This window comes from Pedobacter sp. (assembly GCF_045627485.1).
Lineage (GTDB): Bacteria > Bacteroidota > Bacteroidia > Sphingobacteriales > Sphingobacteriaceae > Pedobacter.
This window is the reverse complement of record NZ_JAZQNU010000076.1, coordinates 1-7,515: the sequence shown is the minus strand read 5'-3', so window position 1 is coordinate 7,515 and position 7,515 is coordinate 1. Positions and strand designations below refer to the sequence as shown.

6 protein-coding genes are annotated in these 7,515 nt (G+C 44.6%); 1 reads left to right on the top strand and 5 read right to left on the bottom strand.

Translation table 11 applies throughout. The annotated features are described in order from the left end of the window. Positions 1–87: 87 nt before the first annotated feature. Genes ACR2F3_RS05820 through ACR2F3_RS05805 form a run of 4 tightly spaced genes read right to left on the bottom strand, consistent with a single transcriptional unit; the run spans position 88 to position 4,078 of the window. A complete protein-coding gene (locus ACR2F3_RS05820) occupies positions 88–1,263 on the bottom strand; it encodes a molybdopterin molybdotransferase MoeA (RefSeq protein WP_432709039.1) in 1,176 nt (391 codons plus the stop codon). Between the two features lie 3 nt (positions 1,264–1,266). Then, positions 1,267–1,869, bottom strand: a complete 603-nt coding sequence (locus ACR2F3_RS05815) for a nucleotidyltransferase family protein (protein ID WP_432709038.1) — start codon at positions 1,867–1,869, stop codon at positions 1,267–1,269. A gap of 30 nt (positions 1,870–1,899) precedes the next feature. Then, positions 1,900–2,880: a GTP 3',8-cyclase MoaA gene (gene moaA / locus ACR2F3_RS05810; RefSeq protein ID WP_432709037.1), complete on the bottom strand. Its 981-nt coding sequence runs from the start codon at positions 2,878–2,880 to the stop codon at positions 1,900–1,902. A gap of 7 nt (positions 2,881–2,887) precedes the next feature. Then, on the bottom strand, positions 2,888–4,078 hold the full coding sequence (locus ACR2F3_RS05805; protein WP_432709036.1) for an XdhC family protein: 1,191 nt from the start codon (positions 4,076–4,078) through the stop codon (positions 2,888–2,890). Positions 4,079–4,145: 67 nt separating this feature from the next. Here ACR2F3_RS05805 and ACR2F3_RS05800 point away from each other — a divergent pair, with 67 nt between their 5' ends. Further along, the gene (locus ACR2F3_RS05800; protein WP_432709035.1) at positions 4,146–6,293 is read left to right on the top strand and encodes a S9 family peptidase; all 2,148 of its coding nucleotides are present in this window, start codon (positions 4,146–4,148) and stop codon (positions 6,291–6,293) included. Positions 6,294–6,356: 63 nt separating this feature from the next. Here the strand turns inward: ACR2F3_RS05800 and ACR2F3_RS05795 are convergent. Beyond that, a partial coding sequence (locus ACR2F3_RS05795) for a M23 family metallopeptidase (protein WP_432709034.1) occupies positions 6,357–7,515 on the bottom strand: 1,159 nt, incomplete at its 5' end.

The window sequence follows — 7,515 nt, the reverse complement described above, 5'->3', positions numbered from 1 at the left end:
TAAATAGCCGCTTGCGCCACCATGTCCAACAGAAGCGTAGAGAAAGGCAACAACAAAAAGGATCACATAAAATAATTCCATGCCTTATTAAAGGGGTAACAAGTGTACATCAACCATTTCGCCTGCACTTACTTCTGTTTGCTCTTCTTTCAAAACAATCAGGGCATTAGCCTGTGCAAATGAATGTAAACGAAAGGATTCCTGGGCCGATAAAAGGGTAACCATACCATCCCGATAACTGGCTTTTAGGAAGTGAGTTAATCCCTGACGTTTTCTATAAGGGTGTGTAATACAAGCTTTAATAGCGGTTACTTCTCTTGATAGTTGTCTACTGGCCGATAAAGCAGGCAACACATACTCGTAAAAGCAGGTGAGTACCGAGGAAGGATTTCCTGGAAGTCCAAATATAAGCTGATCGTTTTTAGTGCCAAAAAACAGGGGTTTTCCAGGCTTTTGCCTGATCCGGTGGAACTGCTGTTTGATGCCACAGGCGCTGGCCGCAGCGACCACAAAGTCATAGTCACCAACGCTGACACCTCCTGTTAACAGAACTATGTCACTTTGCGAAAGTGCAGTCTGCAATACCGAAATCAGTTGATCAAGTTCATCGATAGATTTTAATACCTCAACCTTTTTTACTTTTGCCTGTTGCAAAGCGGCCATCAACATGACCGAGTTAGATTCGTAAACCTGGCCAAATTCTAATGGCTTGCCTGGTTCCTGTAGCTCATTTCCGGTCAGGATGATGGTGACACGCATAGGCTGGTGAACTGGCACCTGTATACGTCCAATGCTCGCCAGGAAACCAATAGCTGCGGGCGACAAGTAAGTGCCTGCGTGCATGGCTAGTTGACCTTTTTTAGCTTCAGCACCAATTGGCCTTACATTAGTTCCTACTTCTAGCTCTTCGTCAAGCAGCAACAATGTACCGTTCTCTACCCGCACTTTTTCCTGCATTATCACCGTGTCGGCACCCTCAGGCAGGGGTGCACCGGTAAATATTCGGCTGGCCTGATGTTGTTCCATTCGCTGGGGTTCCGTCGCACCGGCTTGCATTTCTCCGGCTATCTCCAGTTCACGCAGGTCAGAGAATTTGAGGGCATAGCCATCCATTGATGACTGTGCAAAAGCAGGAATATCATATTCCGCATAAATGTTTTCAGCAAGGTGCAATCCTAGTGCTTCCGACAGGGGGACATTTACCACCGGGGCTTTTATTGTGCAGGATTTAATTATTGCTTTGGCATCGTCAACAGAAATCATAGGTTATACGCTTTTCATCAAATTAATATAGTCTTCCTCGGTATCAATATCTACTGCGCCTTTCTCAAAAGGCACTTTACACACCTCCTGAGGGTATTGCAAAAATATCTTTTTAGCACCTTCTCTGCCATTCAGCAGCATTAAATCCTTAAAATAATTTCGCCTGAACAATGCAGGAGTACCTAACGTATCGGCATAGGAAGAAGCAATAAGTTCTTCACCCGAATGAAGGTGTTTTTTGATTAGGGCTCTGAAAACATCACGGGTAACATGTGGCTGGTCGCAGACACTGAGGATACAGGAGTCCAGGTTGGGCAACATTTCTTTAAAGGTTTCTACTCCTCTCCGAATCGATGACGACATACCTTCCTGCCAGTCGGGATTAAAGACTATATTAACACCGGTATCCGCAATTTCTTCCTCCATCAATTCAGTTTTGTAGCCGGTTACCACCAGTGTTACTGTGTTTGGCACAGCCATGGCTTCAATGACCATTCTTTTTAATAAACCGTTATCCTGGAAAGAAAGCAGCTGCTTTGGCCGCCCTAAGCGCATTGAGTTTCCAGCAGCTAAAATAATAATCCCAGTCTTTTCTTCTTTTTTCATGTCATAAAGGCTTATGGTGAATAGTTCAGGTTAACCTCCAATGGTAATCATACTGCGGTTTTCTATTGTCTCGGGGTCTATATTTTCAAAAATGCCCGAAAACTGGCCGCCCAATGCCTTTGCTTTTCCTTGTATGCAGGAATGAATAAGGGGCAATATTTCCTGTCCTGCGCGCAACGGCGTCAGGAGGTCGGTTTCTGATTGCGAAAAAAGGCAATTCTTTAACTTGCCATCTGCGGTAAGGCGCATGCGGTTACAGCTGCCGCAAAAAGGAACACTCATGGTGCTGATCACGGCAAAAGAGCCCATATGGTCTGGAATCTGAAAACTCTTTGCGGTGTCATTAGGTGTAGGCGCTACAGGCAATACCAGGTGGCGTTTTTCAATCACATCCAGCACTTCCTGCAAGGTAAATACCTGGTTGCTGGTCCAGTGGTTGCCACTAAAGGGCATAAATTCAATGAAACGTACTTCAATCGGACTATCCTTTGTCCAGTCAATAAAATCAAGAATTTCGTCGTCATTAAGGCCTTTCATTACCACCACATTGATTTTAACTTTTATTTGTTGCGTTAACAACAGGTCAATGTTATGTCGTACCTGATTGAACAGGTCGCGCCTAGTAATTTTAAAAAACTTATTTTCCTGCAGTGTGTCCAGGCTAATATTAAGTGTGCTTACGTTAGCAGCGATCAACTCAGGCAACATGGTGTGCACCCGGGTGCCATTGGTGGTGATGGCCAGGTTAATGTCGAGTTTACCCAGTGTTTCCAATATCTTAGGTGCATCTTTTCTAACCAGGGGCTCACCGCCGGTCAGGCGTATTTTTTTTACACCTTGCGCAACGAATAACTTCGCCAGTGTTTCAATTTCACCTACCTGCATGAGTTTAGCAGCAGGGGCAAAGTCATATTGTTCCTGGGGCATGCAATAAAAACACCTGAGATTGCAGTTATCAGTGAGAGATATCCTCAAATAATCATGTATTCTGCCGTAGGTGTCTATTATCATTGCGGTTTTATTTAGGAATTCTGGTTTCGCCGGTCTCACCAGCCGGTTTGCTATGAATGGAAGTGGTTTTATATCTTAATGACGTTCCTGTGGTTCCTGCAAGCACGGCTTTTATTTCTGCCAGTATAGACAGGGATATTTCTTCAGATGTTTCTGCGCCAATGTCCAGGCCCATCGGACTATATATTTTTTTCTGCTGTTCCGCTGTCCAAATGATACCTTGATCTTGTAATTCATCAAACATCTTATTGAGCTTGGTCTTAGGACCTAAGATACCAATATAAGGAATATCCTGGTGTTGTAGAAGTTTCAGTAAAGCAAGGTCGTAATTATAATTATGTGTCATCAGGACAAAAACTGTCTGCTCATCTACCGGCACCTGTGAAAGTACCTGTTCAGGCTTTGCAATCAATACCTGGTCAGCGGTGGGAAAGCGGCTTTGTACAGCATGGGTTGGCCGCCCATCCACAACTGTCAGCTGCCAGCCCAAAAGCCCTGCCATGGTCACTACCGGTTGTGCATCGTTTCCTGCGCCGGCAATTACCAGGGACACTACCGGTGGAATGTATTCCACGAGCGCATTTAAATTGGGATCATTTAAAACTCCGTTTTTCACGCTGGTCTGATTTGTGGCCAATGCTTGCTCCAGGAGCGGCAACAGCTGGTCCTGCTGCGCTACAGGCAAGGTGCTTTCCAAGCTGTCACTAAAAATTAACGCAGTGCCTTGTTGTTGCGTGCCGTTAATCGAAAAGAGGGTAACAATCACAGCGCTTTTACGCTGGCTGTTTAGTTTTTTCAGAAAGTAAATGGGATGGAAGGGAGTTTCGGTATTAATCGGTTCAAACAAGATATGGACGATGCCATTGCAGCCTAACTGCACGCCAAACTTCAGGTCGTCCTCATCGGAAGTATCATACGTAACGAGTTTGTTTTCCTGTTGAAAGATGGCCAGCAGTGCTTTTTTCAGGGCATCACCCTCCAGGCAACCCCCACTAATGGCGCCGGTCAATTGCCCTTCTTCTGTCACCAGCATTCTTGCACCAGGACGCCGGTAGGAGGAACCATCAACCTGAACTACGGTAGCCAGCGCAGACCTTAGTTCGGCTTGTTGCGCATGATCAAAAGCCTTGATAATTTCCTGTATTTCCTTCATCTTAATTAAAACGGCAGCATGAGTGTTTTGTTTTTTTGATTTCAACCCTTGACAGCTAAATTATGTTATTTTTGTTGAGAACGAATCACCTAAACCGCTTAAATAACCCTCAATGAAAAAAACTTTACCACTCTTGCTGCTTTTACCCGTCCTGGTGGCATGCAACAACTCAAAAAAACATATGAAAGCAACTCAATGGCCCGATGCTACCCCGCCTGTAGCTGAAAAAATACCAACTACCAGGGTTTTGCATGGCGACACTGTGGTCGACAACTACTACTGGATGATCGATTACTTCAAAAAAGGAAAAGACAGTACACGTGTGGTGCAATACCTGGAAGCGGAAAATAGGTATACCGATACCATGATGAGCAGTACTAAAGACTTTAGAGAACACCTTTTTAAAGAACTAAAAGGACGCATCAAAGAAAAGGATGAGTCGGTACCTGTACTGAATAATGGTTATTACTATTACACCCGCACAGAAGATGGAAAACAATATTTTAAATATTGCCGTAAAAAAGGCAGTTTAAGTGCGCCGGAAGAGGTATTGCTTGATGTGGATGAAATGGCTAAAGGATTGCCTTATTTTGCCGTAAGTGGCATGAAGGTAAGTCCGGATAACAAGCTCTTGGCGTATGGTGAAGACAAAGTTTCCCGCAGACAGTACACCATTCATATTAAAAACCTGGAAACCGGTGAAGTGCTTAAAGATGCCATTCCAAACACCCAGGCCGATCCGGTTTGGGCAGCAGACAATAAAACGTTGTTCTATACCGCTAAAAACGAGGTAACCTTACTGAGTGAAAAGATTAAAAAACACCGCCTGGGTTCCGATCCCAAGCAGGATGAAGAGGTTTACCACGAGAAAGACAATTCTAATTATATAGGCGTTTCTAAAAGCAAAAACGGCAAATATATTTTCATTTATTCCATGGCAACCATGTCGTCGGAAATGCGAATGGTAGATGCAAATACACCTGATCAGCCTTTCAAATTACTAGCGCCTAGAACCAAAGATGTGTTGTACGAGATGATCGCCCTGGATGAAAAATTCCTGGTCCTAACTAACTGGAACGCCAAAAACTTCCGCTTAATGGAATGCCCGCTTGATAAAACGGCTAAGGAATTCTGGAAAGAAGTTATCCCGCACCGAAAAGACGTGCTGTTGGAAGGTGTAGATGAGTTTAAAGACTTTATCGCTATCACTGAACGTAAAAATGGACTGGTGCAATTGCTTGTTCGTAACCGCAATGGAGCGGCATATTTTATACCGTTTGATGAACCTACTTACCGTGCAAGTGTAGGCGCCAATCCGGAATACAATACTGACATACTGCGTTACAATTATACCTCACTGACTACGCCTAACTCCATTTACGATTATAACATGGAAACCAAGGCCAGAAAGCTGATGAAAGAACAGGAAGTAGTGGGCGGTTATGATAAAGCAGATTACGCCTCGGAGCGCCTGTTTGCAACGGCAAAGGATGGTACTAAGATTCCTATCTCACTGGTCTACAAAAAAGGCCACAAAAAAGACGGAAATGCGCCTTTACTTTTATACGCGTATGGATCATACGGAAACAGTATCGACCCAGCCTTTTCAAGCAACACACTGAGCCTACTGAACCGTGGATTTGTCTATGCCATAGCACATATCCGAGGCGGACAGGAGATGGGTCGTCAATGGTATGAAGACGGAAAGCTGATGAAAAAGATGAATACATTTACCGACTATGTTTCCTGCGGTGAGTACCTGATTGACCAGAAGTTTACCTCTAAAGGTCATATGTATGCGCAGGGCGGTAGTGCCGGTGGGTTATTAATGGGTGTAGTGGTAAACCTCTCTCCTGAACTCTGGAATGGCGTACTGGCACATGTACCTTTTGTAGATGTGATTAACACCATGCTTGATGAAAGTATTCCGTTAACTACAAATGAGTTCGATGAATGGGGAAATCCTAAGCAAAAAGCTGCCTATGAATACATGAAAACCTATTCTCCTTATGAGAATGTGCAAGCTAAAGCATATCCGAACATGTTGGTGACTACGGGGCTTCACGACAGCCAGGTACAGTATTTCGAGCCTGCGAAATGGGTAGCCAAATTAAGGGCCACTAAAACCGATAAAAATGTTTTGTTATTAAAGACAGATATGGACTTTGGGCATGGGGGCGCTTCAGGGCGTTTTGATTACCTGAAAGACGTTGCCTTTAATTATGCCTTTATGTTTAAACTGGAAGGTATTACAAAGTAACAGCAACCCCTCATGTTTAAAGCCCCAAACCTGCTTAGTGGCAAGTCTGGGGCTTTTTCTATATTATTTTAAGGCATCACGGCTAATCCAGCCCCTGTTTTTTTCCTGTTCAATCAGGTAATAGTCCTGGTATTCACCAATAATTTTACCAGCGCTACCCTGGGTGCCAGGTTGCAATTGTGCTGCCATAACATTTGGTGCCGTATACAGCACACTGCCGCTGTTTAGGCGTATCGTTCTAATGGCACCATTAATTGGTTGCAGTGCTTTTTGCAGCACGAATGTCTTTTGTCCGTTTGGCAACACTACCCGGTACCCGTTTTGACTGGCAGCTTCCAACCTAACCGGCGTATATTTTTGTAATGCCGATTGATTACTACTAAGCCTCATCGTATCACCCAGTTGTTTTGTGTTTGCTATAATTTTTGCGGGTGTAGATTTTCCCGGTCTGATAAAGGGTATCGGGTCTACGGCTCCACGGCCGGTGTAAATGCCGAAATGCAGGTGCGGAGCAGTAGTAATGGCATTACCGGTATTGCCAATTAAACCAATGGCGTCTCCAATTTTTACCTGTTGTCCGCTAACTACCAACTGGCTATCTAAATGTGCGTAATACAGGTTTATAGATCGACCTTCGGGCCTCATGAATACCACTTTACCGCCCAGGTTATTGTTGCCCACCCTGGTCACTGTGCCATCGGCAGCGGCAACAGCAGGGGTAGAGCGCGCTGCAAATATATCCACGCCTTCATGTTTTCGTTGTCCCGAATCCCTGTCCACACCCCAAAAACTCCCAATATTATTTTTTGAGCCTTTGGCTACCGGATGTTCCAGCGAGGGTCCTGCAGTAAGTTGAAGGTCGTATGATACGGTTGCCAGTAACTCAGGTTGTAACCGCAGGAGAAAGCGACCCTCTTCATCAATGGTATAAGTTAAGGTGCTGTCGCCATCTTTAGCCGAAGCCAGGTGTTTCGGCCCCGCGGTTGTATCTATAGGATATTCGAAAAGGTCCATAAATAGACGCACGCTGTCCAGACTTTGAAAGCGGAGATTAACGTTTAATTTTTCACCCTGCCGAGCTTCAAAAAGTAGTCCCACAGCCTCAGGCTGCTCACTGGAGAATAAACCTTTCTCTGCATAAGGGATGCTGATACTTACTGGCTGGCTTAAACTTCGCTCAGCAGATTCCATCCATAACTTGTACAATGTGCTTTCTTTTAAT